The sequence below is a fragment of the Devosia sp. MC521 genome, from assembly GCF_014127105.1.
Lineage (GTDB): Bacteria > Pseudomonadota > Alphaproteobacteria > Rhizobiales > Devosiaceae > Devosia.
This window is the reverse complement of record NZ_CP059902.1, coordinates 1,390,718-1,407,369: the sequence shown is the minus strand read 5'-3', so window position 1 is coordinate 1,407,369 and position 16,652 is coordinate 1,390,718. Positions and strand designations below refer to the sequence as shown.

Below are 16,652 nucleotides of genomic sequence, written 5' to 3'. Positions count from 1 at the left end.
TAAGGCGATATGGCGACGCCAAACCGCCCACACTCTGCCACCCTATCCAGCCTCTGCTTTGCCACGATCACTTCTACCCCCGGTAGATAATTTCTCTGCTGAACGGAACGCTTAGCGCCAAAAAGGATTTCCCCTAGTTGGGCTGAGCTGTGTCCGCTCATGCACATGGGGAAATTTTTAGACTCAGATTGTGGCGGGAAACATGTCCAAACTGTTGTCACGCCGCGGATCTCAACGAATTGGAGATCGTTGTTGCTGAATCGTCACAAGCATTGAAACTATTTTAACTACGTGGTGTTGTGAGATGCAAAAACGTCAAGAAATTCGGGGGTCTTACCGCCACCAGTGATCTGGGGGGCATATTTCCGTGGCGGATTATTTGATTCCGGATTTCCCTCTAGAGGCGCTGTCCTCGGTTAGAAATCCGAAATCCACGCCCCCCCAAGCCAATTGTGGCAGCGCTAGGCTGTCGGACGCTGCACCCGGACGCTCGAATGGGACCGCCCCCTACCCCTCGTAACAAAAAAGGCCCGGATCGCTCCGGGCCTTCAAAATCTGATTAGAGGCGGCTCACCGCTTCGCGGATCTTTTTGAGCAAGGCCCCTGCCGTTTCGAGGCGGGCCTTCTGCTCTTCGATCACCTCAGCAGGAGCCTTAGCAACGAACTGCTCATTGCCGAGCTTCTTTTCGATGCCGTCGATTTCCTTCTCGAGCTTCCCAATATCCTTCGACAGGCGCGCCTTTTCAGCAGCAATGTCGATGAATCCGGTGAGTGGCAGAGCGAAAGTGGCTTCACCAACGACGAACTGTGCGGATTCGCCGGGAACAATATTGCTTGGGGTAATCTGCTCTAGACGCGCCAGACGGGTGATAAGCGAAGTGCCCGCCACCAAGCGGCCCAGCGTCGTTTCGTTGGCGCCGATAACGACCAGCTGCAGCTTGGCGCTGGCTGGAACGTTCATTTCGGCGCGGACCGAACGCGTGTTGGAGATGACATCGACCAGCCAAGCCAGCTCAGCATCTGCTTCAGCGTCTTCGAGACCCGACAGAACTGGCCATTCGGTGAGAATAAGCATGCTCTCGCGCTTGTCGCCGAATTCGCCGGTCTTGGCCCAGAGCTCTTCGGTGACGAATGGCATCATCGGGTGGAGCATGATCAGAATCTGATCGAGTGCCCAGGCAGCGGTCGCACGAGTTTCAGCCTTTGCCGCTTCGTCTTCGCCGCTGAAGACTGGCTTGGCGAATTCCACGTACCAATCGCAGAACGTGCCCCAGACGAAGTCGTAAGCGGAGTTTGCAGCTTCGTTGAAGCGATAGTCCTCGATACCCTTACGAACGTCAGCAAGCGCGCGAACGGTCGAGCCAACGATCCAGCGGTTGAGCGCCAGCTTATTGGTCTTCGGGTCGAAGCCTGCGACGCGGCGTGCTTCGTTCATCTCGAGGAAACGCGCTGCGTTCCAGAGCTTGGTGACGAAGTTGCGGTAGCCTTCTACGCGCTGGATCGAGAGCTTTAGGTCACGACCCTGTGCGGCCATAGCGGCCAGCGTAAAGCGGGTCGCGTCAGCGCCGTACTCATCGACGAGCTTAAGCGGGTCAATGACATTGCCCTTGGTCTTGCTCATCTTCTGGCCCTTTTCGTCGCGGACCAGAGCATGCATGTAGACGGTGTGGAATGGCTCCTCATCGAGGAATTCCAGACCCATCATCATCATGCGGGCAACCCAGAAGAAGATGATGTCAAAGCCGGTGACGAGCACCTGCGTTGGATAGTAACGCGCCATTTCTGGCGTCTTGTCGGGCCAGCCAAGGGTCGAGAACGGCCACAGCGCAGACGAGAACCAAGTGTCGAGCACGTCCGGATCACGAACGAGCTCCACCGACTTGCCATAATGGGCATCAGCGGCAGCCTGAGCTTCAGCTACGTCAGCTGCAACGAAAGCTTCGCCATCGGGGCCATACCAAGCTGGAATCTGATGACCCCACCACAGCTGGCGCGAGATACACCAAGGCTTGATGTTTTCAAGCCAAGCGAAATAGGTGTTTTCGTACTGCTGCGGCACAAACTTGGTGCGGCCTTCGCGAACGGAAGCCAGCGCTGGTTGCGCCATAACATCAGCCTTAACCCACCACTGATCGGTCAAGAAGGGTTCGATAACAACGAGCTTTGACTTCTCGTCATGGGGAACCATGATCTTCTTGTCTTCGATATGATCGAGACCACGGATCGGGTTTTCCTCGGCGAGCGCGGTCATGGCCGCAACGATTGTCTTGCGCGCTTCAAAACGGTCCAGACCACGATATTGGGTCGGGATAAAGTCCGCGTCGATGATCGCCCCACGGGTGGTGAAGACGTTGATTGGCTCAAGACCAGCGCGGGCACCTACTTCAAAGTCGTTGAAGTCGTGCGCAGGGGTGATCTTCACTGCGCCGGTACCGAGGCTCGGATCAGCGTATTCGTCGCCAACCACTGGGATGCGGCGGCCAACCAGCGGCAGTTCAACGAACTTGCCGATGAGGTGCTGGTAGCGCTCGTCTTCTGGATGAACCGCCACAGCAACGTCGCCGAGCATGGTTTCCGGACGAGTAGTCGCAACGATGATGTAGTCGCGAGTTTCCGTACCCGTGACGTTGCCTTCTTCGTCCTTGATCGGAAACTCATAGGTGACACCATCCGCAAGCGGATAGCGCAGGTGCCACATGTGGCCCTTCACCTCGATGTTTTCCACTTCAAGGTCCGAGATCGCCGTTTCGAGGCCCGGATGCCAGTTCACCAAACGCTTGGCGCGATAGATCAGGCCGCGCTTGTGCAGCTCTACGAAGACCTTGATGACGGCGCGAACCATCTGATCGTCGGACTGCCCTGCTTCACCCATGGTAAAGCGCTCACGGCTGAAGTCAGCAGAGGCGCCAAGGCGCTTGAGCTGGTTCATAATGGTACCGCCGCTTTCGGCCTTCCATTCCCAGACGCGTTCGATAAATTTTTCGCGGCCGAGATCGCGGCGGCTAACCTGCTGAGCAGCCAATTGGCGCTCTACGATCATCTGCGTTGCGATACCTGCGTGGTCGGTACCGGGCTGCCAGAGAACATCCTTCTTCAACATACGGTTGAAGCGAACCAGAATGTCCTGAATGGTGTTGTTCAGCGCGTGACCAACGTGCAGCGAACCCGTGACGTTTGGCGGCGGAATGACAATGGTAAATGTTTCCGCGCCGGGTTTTGCGCCCGCACCAGCCTCGAAAGCCTTTGCCTCGATCCACTCAGAATAGATGCGGCTTTCAACGGCGGCGGGTTCGTAGGTCTTTTCAAGCATAACGTCACTCGCAACAGCATCGACCCGCCAGGGTGACCATGGCGGGTCGGAAAGAGATTGGCAGACTTCAAGCAAATGCCGGGTTCGGGGTCAACAGCCGATGTTTAATCAGCATCTCCCAATCCGATCACTCTCCGCGTGATATCTTGGAAATTTCGCGCTCGACCATGCGCTCGACAACAGCTGGAAGGTGCTCGTCGAGCCAGTCTTTCAGCATTGGGCGAAGCAATTCGCGGGTCATCTGCTCAATGGTGATGGTTGGGTTGCCAATACCAAGAGCGTTGAGCTTGCCGATGGAACCACGCACTGCGGCGCGGGTTGCAGGTTCAAGCAGTTCACGAGCGATTTCGGCCGACAGCTCCGGATCAGGCAGCGGCGATGTGTCCGCTACTGCTTCTTTCGGCGCTTCAGGAACGAAAAACTCGTCTACAGCAGTAAGCTTTGGCTGAGAGAACGGGGCGAATACAGGCTCGTCGTGCACGATTGCGGGACGGGCTGGAGCAGGTTCAAAACTGGGCAAATCGGTATCTAAATCGAAAGTGACATCTTCGGGTTCAGTGAGGGCTGCAGCGGCCACGTCAGTCGACGCTTCAGTATCTGCAAGGATCGACTCAAAGCTAAACGCCTCGACTTGACCCTGTTCAACGATTTGCGACGCATCCAATGCGAGTGGCTCGACGTCTTCGAGCATATCGCTCAAATCACGATCGGAGCCAGCGCCGAGGGCGTGAACAGGCGTTGCTTGCATCGGTGGGGGCGCAGACAAAATGGATGGCCGGCGCGGAACGCTCGCTGCGTCATCGTCGGCGATGATCTGTCGAATGGACGACAGGATTTCATCCATGGACGGTTCTTTCGTAGCCGGCTTGTTCATCTGTGCCTCTTACTCGTGCGCCCGATCACAGCGGTCCACCACCATGATTCGTAAACAAGAGATTAGCGCCAAAGACACTCGAAGAGAATCTTTGAATGTCAGCGAGAAAGCGTCATCCACTAAAACTTGTGGCCAGGACGAGCCTGGCCACAAAAGATTAAACTCTCATTAGGAATTTATTGAGGAATCGTGCGCAATTCCTGCCAAACATCCTCGACCGCCTGCGTGTAAGGAACCGCGGTCTTGGTGGCGACACCCAAACCGAGATTCGCGGCAGTCAGACGACCCGTCGCGGAAAGCAGCGAGAACGTCGCAATTGTTTTCTGGCTCGACGCGGTGATCAGGCTCTCACGAGCGCTGGTCAAATCCGCCTGAGAGTTCAGGACATCCAGCGTGGTGCGCGTTCCAAGGTCGCGCTCCTGAATAACGCCTTCGAGCACGGTGTTGCTCGCAGCCACAGCAGCCTGAGCGGCCTGAATCTGGGCGTCAGCACTCTGAATGCCGGACCATGCAGAAATAACAGCCTGACGGATCTGATCATAGGTCGACATAGCATCGACTTCCGACTTGATCTGACCAAGGTTCGCCTGGCGCACAGCCGCTCCAATACGCCCGCCGGAATAAATCGGAACGGCTACGTTGATACCAACGGAACCCGACAGTGTACCCGTGCCGGTGTTATTGCGGTTACCAACGCTGAGCGCGCCACCAACCTGACCGGTCAGCGAAGCCGTCGGCCCACCAGAGGCGGCAGCAATATCGGCACCAGCCTGCGCCGCGCGAATGCTGGCCTTCGCCAAGAGAATAGCTGGGTGACCAATTTCAGCTTCAGCAATTGCGCCATCGATAGAGTTTGGCACCAAGCGCGCAAAGTTGTGGCCAGCGCTTAGACCCTGCGGACGAACCCCAACATAACGCTGGAACGTGGCCTCGGCGGTTTCAAGCGAGCCCTGAGCGGCGCGGAACGCGGCCTGCCCCTGAGCGGCTCTCGCCTGCGCCTGCGCAACATCGATACGCGTGCCTTCGCCGACTTCAAGACGATCCTGCGCTGAGCGTAGCTGCGCCTGGAAGAAAGCTATATTCTCTTGGCGGAGCGAAACGAGTTCGCGGAACCGTAGCACGTCCATATAAGCCTGAACGACGTTGAGCAGCACGTTTTGCTCGGTGTTCCGCAGCTGATACTCAGCCGCTTCTGCACCAGCACGCGCCTGTTCGATCTGTGCGTCGGACTTAAAATTATCGAACAAGGTCTGATCGTAACGCAGGCCAGCATTAAACTGGCTACCGATGACAGGATGAGACCCTGACGCCAAAGTCTGACCCGTGGCGTTACTAATGCTTTCGGAAGCGCCGAAACTGCCCGAAATCGTTGGCAACTTAGCAGACTTCGCCGTCACGATGTTTTCCGCCTGCGACTGCGCATTCAGAAGTGCTGACTGCAACTCAGGCGCATGTTCATAAGCCCGTGCCAGCGCCTCTGCGATAGATTGAGCCTGCGTCGTTCCAACCGAAGAAACAGCTACAGCCAAAGCCAGCGCGCTAACTTTCAGAAAGCCTGTGAACTTCATCATGCCGTCTCCTGCCCCAAAAACTCGAGCACCATGTCCGGGGGCAATAACCGGTTCATGCGCAAATCTTACTATACTTAACGCATTCCAAACGCCGGACCAATCGCCATTTGGCAACATTCGACAACTTAGAACACAAAATCGGTAGGCACGGGCCTATTAAGAGCCGAGGGCAGTATCGCATTGAAATACGACCGCTTCGTTACCCGCTCCCCGTCGCGCTCATAGACCCAAGCGACACCTGTTGGACCATCTTTTAAGACAACAACGAGCCGTCCGCCATCTGCCAATAGTGGCAAAAGCTCGTCCGGCGACTCCGCCAGCATACCGCCGACGAAGATGACCTCGTATTGCTTGCCGGAAGCTTGCGTCGGCAGCTGCGACAGCAAAGAATACCCCACCGCACCAATGGAGGTGAGCGCCGCGGCAGCGTCGCCTCGCAAGTGATCATCAGTTTCGACACCATCGACAGCTGACGCTAGATGCGCAAAGATCGCAACGGAGTAGCTGGAGCCACAACCGACATCAAGGACGCGATCTTCATGCCGACAGTCCGCCAGTTGCACCATTTGCGCAAAAACTGCAGGGGCAGCCAAATAGCGGCCCGACACATTTAAAGGTTGATGCCCATCGGTATAGGCCAGACCGCGGCGCGCCTCGGGCACAAAAGCTTCGCGCGGCACTTGTCCTAGTGCTTGGAGCAAGCGCTCATCATGCACGGCCGCGGGACGAATTTGCGTTTCGACCATAACCCGGCGCGCGGCAGAGTAATCAGCCATAACTCTCGAAACTCCAATTTCTTAGAACGGCGCTCGACCGGCTAATTATCACAGCCATAAGTCGCAGTATGACGATCTGCCAACAGCGATGCCCTAAACACAGCTCACTCTGGCGTCTCGTTCCGGGCATAGAAGCCGTCAATATCGGAGCCCATACCACAGAAACGCATGCTGGCACCGCCATCAACCACGAACGCTCCCTCAGGCCCCACCGCGATCTCGATCACAATATCAGTGCCAGCCAAATCGGCCTCATTGATGCTCGCAAGTTCGCCCTCAAACGGGACCAATCGCGCGGAAATAACACCCTCACCATCCTGCGGCCCCATCGCCCCAAGCTCACAATCAGCAGCCGTCGCGCCGCCATTGGGAAGACCGCCTGCACGGATATAGACCAGCCACTCACTGGCGCTCCGCGTGAGGGTGAGTACAGCATTCGCTGGCTCGCTTCGCTCGAAAACAGCGTCAGGAACCGGAGTTTCACCCCGCGCTTGTCCGCCAATTACCAACGCCAAGATGCCGACAGCAAGAATAATACGCATAACGCCCCTCCAACACTGCGCCACAAGCTATTCAACGCAAGGGTGCAGTCGTCCAGGACGATGCAATCACAGCAGATTTGCGGCAAAGCGCCCAGCACCGCGCGAGAGTGGCCGCGCAACTGCACGTTGAGCAGCCGAACACCACCATCAAGTGGCGAACCACCAGCACTGGGTCAGATGTACGATAAATGGGGGAAGTTGGAGGCCGCGTCCGGAATTGAACCGGAGTACGCGGATTTGCAATCCGCTGCGTAACCACTCCGCCACGCGGCCTCTGCGCGCCTTTTCAGGGGTTTAGGCTAAACTGTCAAGAACTCTTGCATGAGTGAGAGAGGGTCCGTGTGCAAAACTTCGTTTATTCCCCGCAAAGCCCTTATGAGCGGGGGCTAGCTTAGGCTGGCTTTGCCGTACCAAGGATAGCCACTAGCATTGGGTCGCTTGAAATGTTCCGACAGGGCCAGAAGCACCACCATATGAGTTCGCTCGGCTGTTTGGGGATCCTTCAAACAGCGCACTTTGGAGGACACGGTGAACCGATTGCCCTGCACTGCGCCGGTGGCGGTGTAGCTGAGGAAATGATGCTCTGCGTCGTAGTTTGCCGCAACAACTTTGAAATTCATCGCGGACCTCCCTCCCAGATGGCTATTTAAGTCATAAAATCACAATTTCTGCAATCAACCTCCGGTTAAACCAATAATCTGTTGGCCACGTGGCGGGAGGAAGTTAGCGTCCTACCAACAAATGGCTGAGAATCACGATGCCTGACACTGTGTTGACGGGGCGCAGCGCCACTGCCCAGCCGATTATCGCCGGAGTTTTGGCTGCTGTAGTCGGCTATGCCAGCACTTTTACTTTGCTCTTGGCGGCACTTACGGCGTCTGGCGCCTCGCCACAGCAGGCGGGGTCTGGCCTATTTGCCGTCTGTCTCGGCATTGGACTTCTCAACATTGTTGTCGCCTGGCGCTCTCGGCTTCCGATATCCATCGCTTGGAGCACGCCAGGGGCCGCGTTTCTGCTCACTGTCGGCGAGCCGATCGGTGGTTATCCTGCTGTAACGGGTGCCTTTATCGTCTGTGCAGGGATGATCATCCTCACCGGCTTCATTAAACCACTGGGACGACTCGTGGCGTCTATCCCGTCGGCAATTGCCAATGCGATGCTAGCGGGGATGCTGCTCACACTGTGCCTAGCCCCCATTCGCGCGGTTGGAGACCTCCCTCTCCTTGCACTACCGATTCTTCTCGCTTGGGCGTTAGGGCTGAAATTTGCTCGACGCTATGCCGTGCCAATTGCTGTGGTGGTGACAGGAGTTATTCTCGCAACGACCACTCAGCTGCCGACGGGCGTGTTTGATGGCGCGTGGCCCAGTCTAATGCCGGTCATGCCCGTGTTTACCGTGGATGCGATTATCCGTATCGCACTGCCCCTCTATATCGTGACGATGGCATCGCAGAACCTGCCCGGCCTCGCTGTGATGCGGGCAAATGGCTATGCGGTATCCCCTGCCACTATGTTTCTGGCGACAGGAACGGTCAGCGCGCTTACGGCCGTTTTTGGGGGGATCACGTCGAATCTGGCAGCGATCACAGCCGCCATCTGCGCAGGTCCAGAAGCGCATCCTGATCCGGGCAAGCGCTGGCCGGCCCCCATCGCCGCCGGCGGTACCTATATTCTTTTGGGACTTATCGCCTCTGTGGCCGCCGCATTCATCGCAGCGTCTCCACCCATTCTCATTCAGGCCGTGGCCGGGCTGGCGCTCTTTGCAAGCCTTGCATCTTCCTTATCTGCAGCGCTCAACAGTGAGGACACGCGCCTGCCCGCAGTCCTGACTTTTGTCACAACCGCTTCTGGAATCACAATTATCGGCGTTGGCGCTCCGTTCTGGGGCCTGGTTGGCGGCATAGTGCTGCTTGTGCTGCTGCGTTCGCGTCCGTCGGCATGACAGTCTATGGCCTCATCCTCGCCGGGGGCACGGGGAGCCGCTTGGGACATGTGCGCAAGGCCGAGCTAAGGATTGGCGGAGAGCGCCTCGTAGACCGCATTAGCGGCGTGATGGCAGCGTCAACTGACGCCCTCTATGTCGCGACAGGTATTGCTGAACAGCCCCACCTTAGACTTGCCGCGAGCGTGCCGGACCTCGGGCCGAATGAAGGGCCAATGGGCGGCCTAAGGGCTTTCCTGCACCATATTGAACCTAGCGAAGACTCGATTGTGGTGACGACATCGGTAGATTCGCCTTTTCTGCCCGCACACTATGTCGACGCTATGCGTGCCCCCCTCGCCGCCCAAGGCCTCGCCGTCGTTAGCGTGTGGCAAGGGCAGCGCTATCCCACACATGCGGCATGGCGCGTGTCGGCGCTCAAGCAGGTGGCAGGCCAGAGTTCGCCGAAGCGCGCTTTGGAGAGCCTCAACGCGTCAGAGCTCGATTGGTCGGCCGAAAAGGCTAACCCATTCGCTAATATCAACGATTTCTCGGATCTTTTGGCTGCGCAACGGCGATCCTTGGGCTGGGGAAAAGACAAGTAATTCACAGCCTTTGCGATTAGGGTCTTGGCAAACCAGATCAGTTTGGGTACACCCCACCTCGTTCCCGGCGACACCAATCGCTGAGAACGAAAGAGAAGAAAATGTTCCGCGATAGCTCAGTTGGTAGAGCGTTCGACTGTTAATCGAATGGTCGCTGGTTCGAGTCCAGCTCGCGGAGCCATCTCTCTTTAAAAGTCTTACAGCTTGCTGTAAGCAGCCGAAAGATAAGTGTTCCGCGATAGCTCAGTTGGTAGAGCGTTCGACTGTTAATCGAATGGTCGCTGGTTCGAGTCCAGCTCGCGGAGCCATCTTTCTACCCTCCCCCGAACAGTATTACTTTTGCTCTGTTGCTCTTCGCACCCGACCGGGTTAGGACGTTTGTTCCCTCCGTTCGAAGCAATTTCAATGTCAGAGCATAATTCGCGTGCTGCCCCGGATGCGCAGCGTACAGCCTTGTCCATCATCCTTGCCGTCAGTGGCGCGCATTTGTTGAATGACTTGCTGCAATTCCTTCTTCCGGCACTCTATCCGATGTTCCGTGAGAACTACGGTCTAAGCTATTTCCAGATCGGGCTTTTGACTCTCGGTCAGCAAATCACAGCATGCATTCTCCAGCCGCTGTTCGGTCTTTCAGGCGACCTAAAGCCAAAACCCTATTGGCTGGCGCTATCGCTGGCGATTGTGACGGCTGGCGTGGCGTTCCTAGCGCTCGCTAACGGGTTCTGGTTGCTGTTCTTTGCCGCCGTGGTGATGGGGACCGGCTCAGCACTCTTCCACCCTGAAGCATCGCGCGTGGCGCGTATGGCTTCGGGCGGCAAGCTGGGCTTTGCGCAGTCGCTTTTCCAAGTGGGTGGTAATGCAGGAACAGCGCTCGGCCCGCTCGCTGCGGCGCTCATTCTATTCCCTATGGGTCAGGGCAGCGTCTTCTGGTTCCTACTCGTTGGATTCGCTGGTCTTTTCCTGATGACCTATGTCGGCAAGTGGTTTGCCGAACATCAGCGTCAGATGGCCGGTCAGCCGAAAGCGGCAGTTGCGAAACCAGCACTGCCAAAGCAGCGTCTGATCATTGCCTTTGCCGTCATTGGCGCCCTTTTGCTGAGCAAATTCATCTACATCGAAGGCCTCAAGAGCTATTACACCTTCTTCCTGATCGAGAAGTACGCGCTCTCGGCAGAAGATGCGCAGCTCTATCTTTTCGCCTTCCTTGGTGCAGTTGCCGTTGGCACGTTCTTCGGCGGCCCCATTGGCGACCGTTATGGGCGTTTGGCGGTGATCTGGGTGTCGATTCTTGGCGCCCTGCCCTTTACGCTCATTCTGCCTTACCTCGACCTGTTCTGGACCGGTGTCGTTAGCGTGATGATCGGGCTCATTCTTTCGTCCGCATTCTCCGCTATGGTGGTCTACGCTCAGGAACTGGTTCCGGGCAAAGTCGGCATGGTCGCTGGCTTCGTCTTTGGATTTGCTTTCGGGATCGGAGCGCTGGGCGCAGCCGTTATGGGAGCTTTCGCTGACGTGATCGGGATGATTGCAGTGTTCCAGATCTGTGCATTCCTGCCAGTCTTGGGCTTCCTCACCATCTTCCTTCCGCGTACGGCTGAGCTTCATCCTGAAAGGAAAACAGCATGAGCGCTGAACTGGACGGCGAAAGCCAGATCACCATCACCCGGACCATCGCCGCCAATGTGAGCGATGTGTTTTCGGCTTGGACAGATGTGGCACTGATTGAGCAGTGGCAGGTCGACGAAGCCGAGTTCGACGCCTTCGAAGGTGGTCAGTACCGCTTCGTTACCTATGCGGAAGACGATGAGGATGCCGATCACGAAGTGACCGGGGAAATCCTTAAGTTTGAAGAGGATAAGAAGCTTGTGATGTCCTGGGTATTCAAAGACCCAGAGGAAGAAAGCGAGATGATTTTCGTTCTCGACATCAGCTTTGACGCCATCAACGAAGACAGCACCCGCCTGACTTTGGTGGAACGCGGGCTGCCGCATGAGGACGCGCAAACGCGCATCTTCTCGATGGAAGCCTGGAACTCGGCGCTGGAACAGCTCGCCGAGTTGATGGAATAGAATTTTCCGACAGTTTTACGCATCAGGGGCAAACCAATGCTGCCTCTGGTGCGTATGTCTCCATGAGCTATGGAGACGAGATTGCCCAAGAGCATCGTATGGCTGAGGAACGACCTCCGCCTTTCTGACAATCCGGCACTCCACGCCGCCTGTCAGCACAATCAAGACGTTATCGCCCTTTTCATTGACGAGACCGATGCAGGTCTGCGCCCCATTGGAGGCGCGGCGAGAGTTTGGCGCGAGCAAAGCCTATCCGTCCTGCAAGCACGATTGGCGGCGGTTGGGGTCGAGCTCATCGTGCGCCGCGGCGACGCCCAGAGCGTCTTGCGCCACGCGGTCGACGATTATCAAGCCGACGCGGTCTATTGGAACCGCCGCTATGCGCCAGCGGAGCGCGAATTGGACGCTGAGATCAAACGGGTACTGAGCGCTGATGGCGTCGCTGTGCACTCCAAGATGGGCAATGTTCTGATTGAGCCTTGGGACGTTAAAACCGGGCAAGGCAATCCCTATGCGGTGTATACGCCGTTCTGGAAGTCATTGAAAAATATGCACATTCCACAGCCTTTGCCTGCACCAGAAGGCGGGAATGCGATATCTTATGAACCACTGACTTTCGACATGCCGCATTGGGCACCCAGCGTCATCGCAAATTGGCAGGTTGGCGAAGAGGCAGCGCGAGACCTCGCCGGCGCGTTCTTAGACGCGCAGCTGAGCCATTATTCTGAAGAGCGCGATATTCCAGCCAAGCAAAGCACGTCGCGGCTATCGCCCTATTTGCGATTTGGCGAAATCAGCCCGCGCCAAGTTTGGTATGCCGCCAAGATGGTGGGCGATGCGGATCCTGACAAAGCCGTCGAAGTCGATAAATTCCTTTCCGAACTCGCCTGGCGCGATTTCAATTACCATCAGCTCTATCATCGTCCCGACATTTCCAAAGCTGCAATGCGTGCCAAATATGATGGCATTCCGTGGCGCGGGGATAAGGGAGCTCTAAAGGCTTGGCAGACAGGGCAAACCGGCATTCCTATCGTCGACGCTGGTATGCGCCAGCTGTGGCAGACAGGGTTTATGGAAAACCGCGTGCGCATGCTGACAGCCTCGCTGCTGACCAAAAATCTGCTCATCGATTGGCGGACAGGCGAAGACTGGTTCTGGGATTGCCTATTTGATGCTGATGGGGCGAGCAACCCCGGAAACTGGCAGTGGGTGGCAGGTTGTGGGCTAGATGCCTCGCCTTACTTCCGAGTTTTCAATCCGGTAACCCAGGGTGAGCGCTTCGACCCCCTCGGGAACTATGTGCGCCAGTGGGTGCCGGAAATTGCGCAACTGCCCGATGAGTTCATCCACGCGCCGTGGACTGCGCCAAGTTATGCGCTGCAGAAAGCTGGCGTAAGCCTTGGTAAAACTTATCCAAATCCGATTGTTGACTTAAAAACCAGCCGACAGCGGGCTCTTGAGATATCCAAATCTCTATAAATGCAAAAATCTATTCTAGTGCTTTGCGCTGGCGCAGATTTGCATTCTTCGTGGCCGCGTTGAATGGAAACCCTTATCGCTTCCAAGCCTTAGTGCTTGCGAGCGCGTTAGCGCGCCCCTACACATTTAGGCAAGAGCCACCAGCACGCAGACCATGTCAAAGCACCTAGATCTCATCGCCGCGATTGGCAACACGCCGCTTATTCGTCTCAACCGCGTCTCGACGCTCACAGGCTGTGACATTTGGGGCAAAGCTGAATTTCTCAATCCGGGCCAATCGGTTAAAGACCGTGCAGCGCTGTTCATCATCCACGATGCGGTGAAATCGGGGAAGCTCAAGGCGGGCGGCACGATTGTTGAGGGCACGGCTGGCAACACGGGCATAGGGCTGACGCTTGTGGCCAATTCTCTCGGCTTTAAAACGGTGATCGTGATCCCGGAAACTCAAAGCCAGGAAAAGAAAGACGCGCTGCGCCTATTTGGTGCGGAAGTGATCGAGGTTCCGGCCAAGCCGTATCGAGACCCGAACAATTACATCAAGATTTCCGGGCGCTTAGCGGAAAAGCTCAATGCAGAGCTGCCCAATGGGGCGATCTGGGCGAACCAGTTCGACAACACCGCAAACAAGCGCGCGCACATCGAAACCACAGGTCCAGAAATCTGGAACCAGACCAATGGGCGCATTGATGGCTTCATCTGTGCTGTTGGCTCGGGTGGTACGCTGGCTGGCGTGTCGGAAGCGCTAAAGGCACGCAATTCCGACGTTAAGATCGGTCTTGCTGACCCGGAAGGGGCAGCGCTCTATAATTATTACACCCATGGCGAGCTGAAGTCCGCGGGCGACTCGGTGACCGAGGGCATCGGTCAGGGACGTATTACGGCGAACCTGGAAGAGCTCAAAGTGGACCTAGCCTATCAGATCCCTGACTCTGAAGCCCTGCCCTATGTCTTTGATTTGCTTCAGCATGAGGGGCTTTGCCTCGGCGGTTCGAGCGCTATCAACATTGCTGGTGCGGTGCGTATGGCGCGCGATTTGGGTCCGGGCAAGACCATTGTTACGGTGCTCTGCGACTATGGAAATCGCTATGCTACCAAGCTGTATAACCCCAGTTTCTTGCGGGCTAAGGGCCTACCAGTACCACCTTGGCTTGAAGATCGTGAGGCCACCGACGTCAGTGGCGTTATAGTGGCATAACGCTGGCCTTTATGGGCGCCTCGGTGGGCGTCGCATTGGCACTTTCAAGGGCTGCGCCAAGCGCGGCCCTTAGCTTTCAGCCTTGCAAAGACCCCGCTGCTTGGTAGTCTGGCCGCCCAAACATTCGAGGCGGACGTGATCGGCATAGACGATATTCTGCGCACGATAATAGCTGAGTTCCATATTATCGCGCTCATCACCGGAGCGCTCTACCTCCTCGCAGGGATTTGTGCGGTTCGCGAAATCCTCAACTCACGAACATCGCAGGGTTCGATTGCCTGGCTTTTGTCGCTAGCGCTGCTGCCCTTTCCAACGGCCTTTCTCTACCTGATCTTCGGGTGGAAGTTGTTTGACGACTATGCGACCGACCGCGTTAAAAACGGTCGTGCCGACCGCCCGCTGCGCGCCAAAGATCTGGCGCTTATCGATCGCGAGACCGATGCCAAATGGCCGGTGCAGGTGGCGGTGTCGGAACTGCCCTTCCTCAAAGGCAATGAGGTCGAGCTGCTGATTAATGGCAAGGCGACTTTTGACTCCATTTTTGCTGGGATCGAAGCGGCCCAAGAGTATCTGCTCGTGCAATTCTACATTGTGCGTGACGACAAGCTGGGCCAGCAGCTGGCAGAGCGCTTGATTGCCAAGGCCAAGCAAGGTGTCCATGTCTATCTCCTCTACGACGATATCGGCTCGACGGGCATGCCGAAGCGATATCGGCGCGAGATGCGGGAAGCAGGCGTCAAAGTCGCCGGGTTTAACCAGCGCCATAAGTTCATGCGGTTTTACGGTCCGATGCGGATCAACTATCGCAACCACCGCAAGATTGTTGTGGCCGATGGTAAGCACGCTTGGGTCGGCGGGCATAATGTGGGCGTCGAATATCTCGGCGAGGACCCGAAATTCGGCAATTGGCGCGATACGCATGTGCGGGTTTCCGGCCCCGCGGCACTTGGATGTGCGCTGTTGTTCCGCGAAGATTGGCACTGGGCGACGGGCGAGTTACTACCTGCCCGGCCGCCAGCAGAACTCACCAGCTATGGCGAAGAGTCGGTGCTGGTTATGGGGTCTGGTCCGGCCGATAAGTTGGAAGAATGCGCTATAGCGTTCACCGACATTATCGGGCGGGCACGCAAGCGGCTTTGGATCGTCAGCCCCTATTTTGTGCCGGACACCGACATTCGCACCGCACTTTATGCCGCGCAGTTGAGGGGCGTTGATGTGCGCATCATGCTCCCGAACAAACCTGACCACAAAATCGTCTGGCTGGCGTCCATTGCCCATGCCGATTTGATGGTGACGCACAACGTCAATGTCTATCGCTACACCGATGGGTTCCTGCATCAAAAAGTGGTGCTGATGGACGATGAGATCGCGACAGTCGGTAGTGTGAATTTCGACAACCGTTCTTTCGCGATCAATTTCGAGATCACGCTGTGGTTCACGGACCCAGCGACGATCAACAATATTGAAGCCATGCTGCTTGAAGATTTTGAACTGTGCCGGAAGGTCGAGCTGTCGGAAGTGCGCAGCCGCAACTGGCTATTTTACGTAGCCACTCAGGCTGCCAAGCTTTTCTCGCCCGTATTGTGAGTTCTTGATGACGAGATTTTTGTTCCGCGACGATGCCTATCTCAAGACCACGCCAGCGCAGGTGACTGAGATCACAGAAGACGGCGGCGTGGTGTTGGACCAAACCATCTTCTACGCCACCTCGGGCGGGCAACCGGGCGACAGTCGTACCATCACTTATGCGGACGGGCGCGTTGCCGAGGTCGTGACGGCAGAGCATCCTGCGGGAGACAAGACAGCGATAGTGCATCGCCTCGCAGAAGGGGCTGACGTGCCTTCGGTTGGTGACACCGTGACGCTGAACCTTGATTGGGACAAGCGCTATGCGCTGATGCGGATGCATACGGCGCTGCACCTTCTGTCCGTGGTGCTGCCCTACCCTGTTACCGGCGGATCGATCGGCACGGACAAGGGGCGGCTGGACTTCGATATGGAAACGCCACCAGAGGATCTGGCGGCGGTTGAAGCGGCGCTCAACGGTTTGGTTGAGGCGGATCACCCTGTTTCAACCGAATGGATTACCGACGAAGAGATGTTGGCTCAGGCCGACCTCATCAAGACCATGAAGGTCAAGCCGCCCATGGGTCAGGGCCGCGTGCGACTGGTCCGCATCGGCGACGTGGATTTGCAGCCGTGTGGCGGTACGCACGTGGCGCGCACCGGCGAAATCGGCAAGCTCACGCTTGGGAAAATCGAGAAAAAAGGCAAACAAAACAGGCGTGTAAGCCTGCTTTTTGCTTAAAT

14 protein-coding genes and 3 tRNA genes are annotated in these 16,652 nt (G+C 56.8%); 10 read left to right on the top strand and 7 right to left on the bottom strand.

The window, feature by feature from the left end; genetic code table 11:
• Positions 1–559: 559 nt before the first annotated feature.
• From H4N61_RS06790 to H4N61_RS06760, 7 genes are all read right to left on the bottom strand, one after another.
• Complete coding sequence (locus H4N61_RS06790) at positions 560–3,310, bottom strand: valine--tRNA ligase (RefSeq protein ID WP_169194122.1); 2,751 nt, start codon at positions 3,308–3,310, stop codon at positions 560–562.
• 127 nt (positions 3,311–3,437) lie between these two features.
• On the bottom strand, positions 3,438–4,184 hold the full coding sequence (locus H4N61_RS06785) for a DUF2497 domain-containing protein (protein WP_248305857.1): 747 nt from the start codon (positions 4,182–4,184) through the stop codon (positions 3,438–3,440).
• A gap of 176 nt (positions 4,185–4,360) precedes the next feature.
• Positions 4,361–5,755, bottom strand: a complete 1,395-nt coding sequence (locus tag H4N61_RS06780) for a TolC family outer membrane protein (protein WP_169194123.1) — start codon at positions 5,753–5,755, stop codon at positions 4,361–4,363.
• A gap of 125 nt (positions 5,756–5,880) precedes the next feature.
• Positions 5,881–6,531 carry a protein-L-isoaspartate O-methyltransferase gene (locus tag H4N61_RS06775; protein WP_169194124.1) on the bottom strand — a complete coding sequence of 217 codons (651 nt, stop codon included), beginning with the start codon at positions 6,529–6,531 and terminating at the stop codon, positions 5,881–5,883.
• A 104-nt stretch (positions 6,532–6,635) separates the two neighbouring features.
• On the bottom strand, positions 6,636–7,073 hold the full coding sequence (locus tag H4N61_RS06770; RefSeq protein WP_169194125.1) for a hypothetical protein: 438 nt from the start codon (positions 7,071–7,073) through the stop codon (positions 6,636–6,638).
• Positions 7,074–7,272: 199 nt separating this feature from the next.
• Positions 7,273–7,346, bottom strand: a tRNA-Cys gene (locus H4N61_RS06765).
• Positions 7,347–7,459: 113 nt separating this feature from the next.
• Positions 7,460–7,693, bottom strand: coding sequence for a hypothetical protein (locus H4N61_RS06760; RefSeq protein WP_169194126.1), 234 nt, complete (start codon positions 7,691–7,693; stop codon positions 7,460–7,462).
• A gap of 137 nt (positions 7,694–7,830) precedes the next feature.
• Between H4N61_RS06760 and H4N61_RS06755 the strand changes: the two genes are divergently transcribed.
• From H4N61_RS06755 to H4N61_RS06710, 10 genes are all read left to right on the top strand, one after another.
• Positions 7,831–9,015 carry a benzoate/H(+) symporter BenE family transporter gene (locus H4N61_RS06755; RefSeq protein WP_169194127.1) on the top strand — a complete coding sequence of 395 codons (1,185 nt, stop codon included), beginning with the start codon at positions 7,831–7,833 and terminating at the stop codon, positions 9,013–9,015.
• Positions 9,012–9,599 (top strand): molybdenum cofactor guanylyltransferase, encoded by a 588-nt coding sequence (locus H4N61_RS06750; protein WP_182395508.1) that lies wholly within the window; start codon positions 9,012–9,014, stop codon positions 9,597–9,599. Before H4N61_RS06755 ends, H4N61_RS06750 begins: the two co-directional genes overlap by 4 nt.
• 105 nt (positions 9,600–9,704) lie before the next feature.
• Positions 9,705–9,780: transfer RNA gene (locus H4N61_RS06745), tRNA-Asn, on the top strand.
• Between the two features lie 51 nt (positions 9,781–9,831).
• Positions 9,832–9,907 (top strand) — tRNA-Asn (locus H4N61_RS06740).
• A gap of 97 nt (positions 9,908–10,004) precedes the next feature.
• Entirely contained in the window at positions 10,005–11,225 is a 1,221-nt protein-coding gene (locus tag H4N61_RS06735) for an MFS transporter (RefSeq protein ID WP_169194129.1), read from the top strand.
• Entirely contained in the window at positions 11,222–11,668 is a 447-nt protein-coding gene (locus H4N61_RS06730) for an SRPBCC domain-containing protein (protein WP_169194130.1), read from the top strand. Before H4N61_RS06735 ends, H4N61_RS06730 begins: the two co-directional genes overlap by 4 nt.
• A gap of 81 nt (positions 11,669–11,749) precedes the next feature.
• Positions 11,750–13,147 carry a deoxyribodipyrimidine photo-lyase gene (locus H4N61_RS06725; protein WP_248305858.1) on the top strand — a complete coding sequence of 466 codons (1,398 nt, stop codon included), beginning with the start codon at positions 11,750–11,752 and terminating at the stop codon, positions 13,145–13,147.
• Positions 13,148–13,301: 154 nt separating this feature from the next.
• Positions 13,302–14,342 carry a cysteine synthase A gene (locus H4N61_RS06720; RefSeq protein ID WP_169194132.1) on the top strand — a complete coding sequence of 347 codons (1,041 nt, stop codon included), beginning with the start codon at positions 13,302–13,304 and terminating at the stop codon, positions 14,340–14,342.
• 135 nt (positions 14,343–14,477) lie between these two features.
• On the top strand, positions 14,478–15,929 hold the full coding sequence (gene cls, locus H4N61_RS06715) for a cardiolipin synthase (RefSeq protein WP_248306576.1): 1,452 nt from the start codon (positions 14,478–14,480) through the stop codon (positions 15,927–15,929).
• Positions 15,930–15,936: 7 nt separating this feature from the next.
• The gene (locus H4N61_RS06710) at positions 15,937–16,650 is read left to right on the top strand and encodes an alanyl-tRNA editing protein (protein WP_182395506.1); all 714 of its coding nucleotides are present in this window, start codon (positions 15,937–15,939) and stop codon (positions 16,648–16,650) included.
• Positions 16,651–16,652 lie beyond the last annotated feature (2 nt).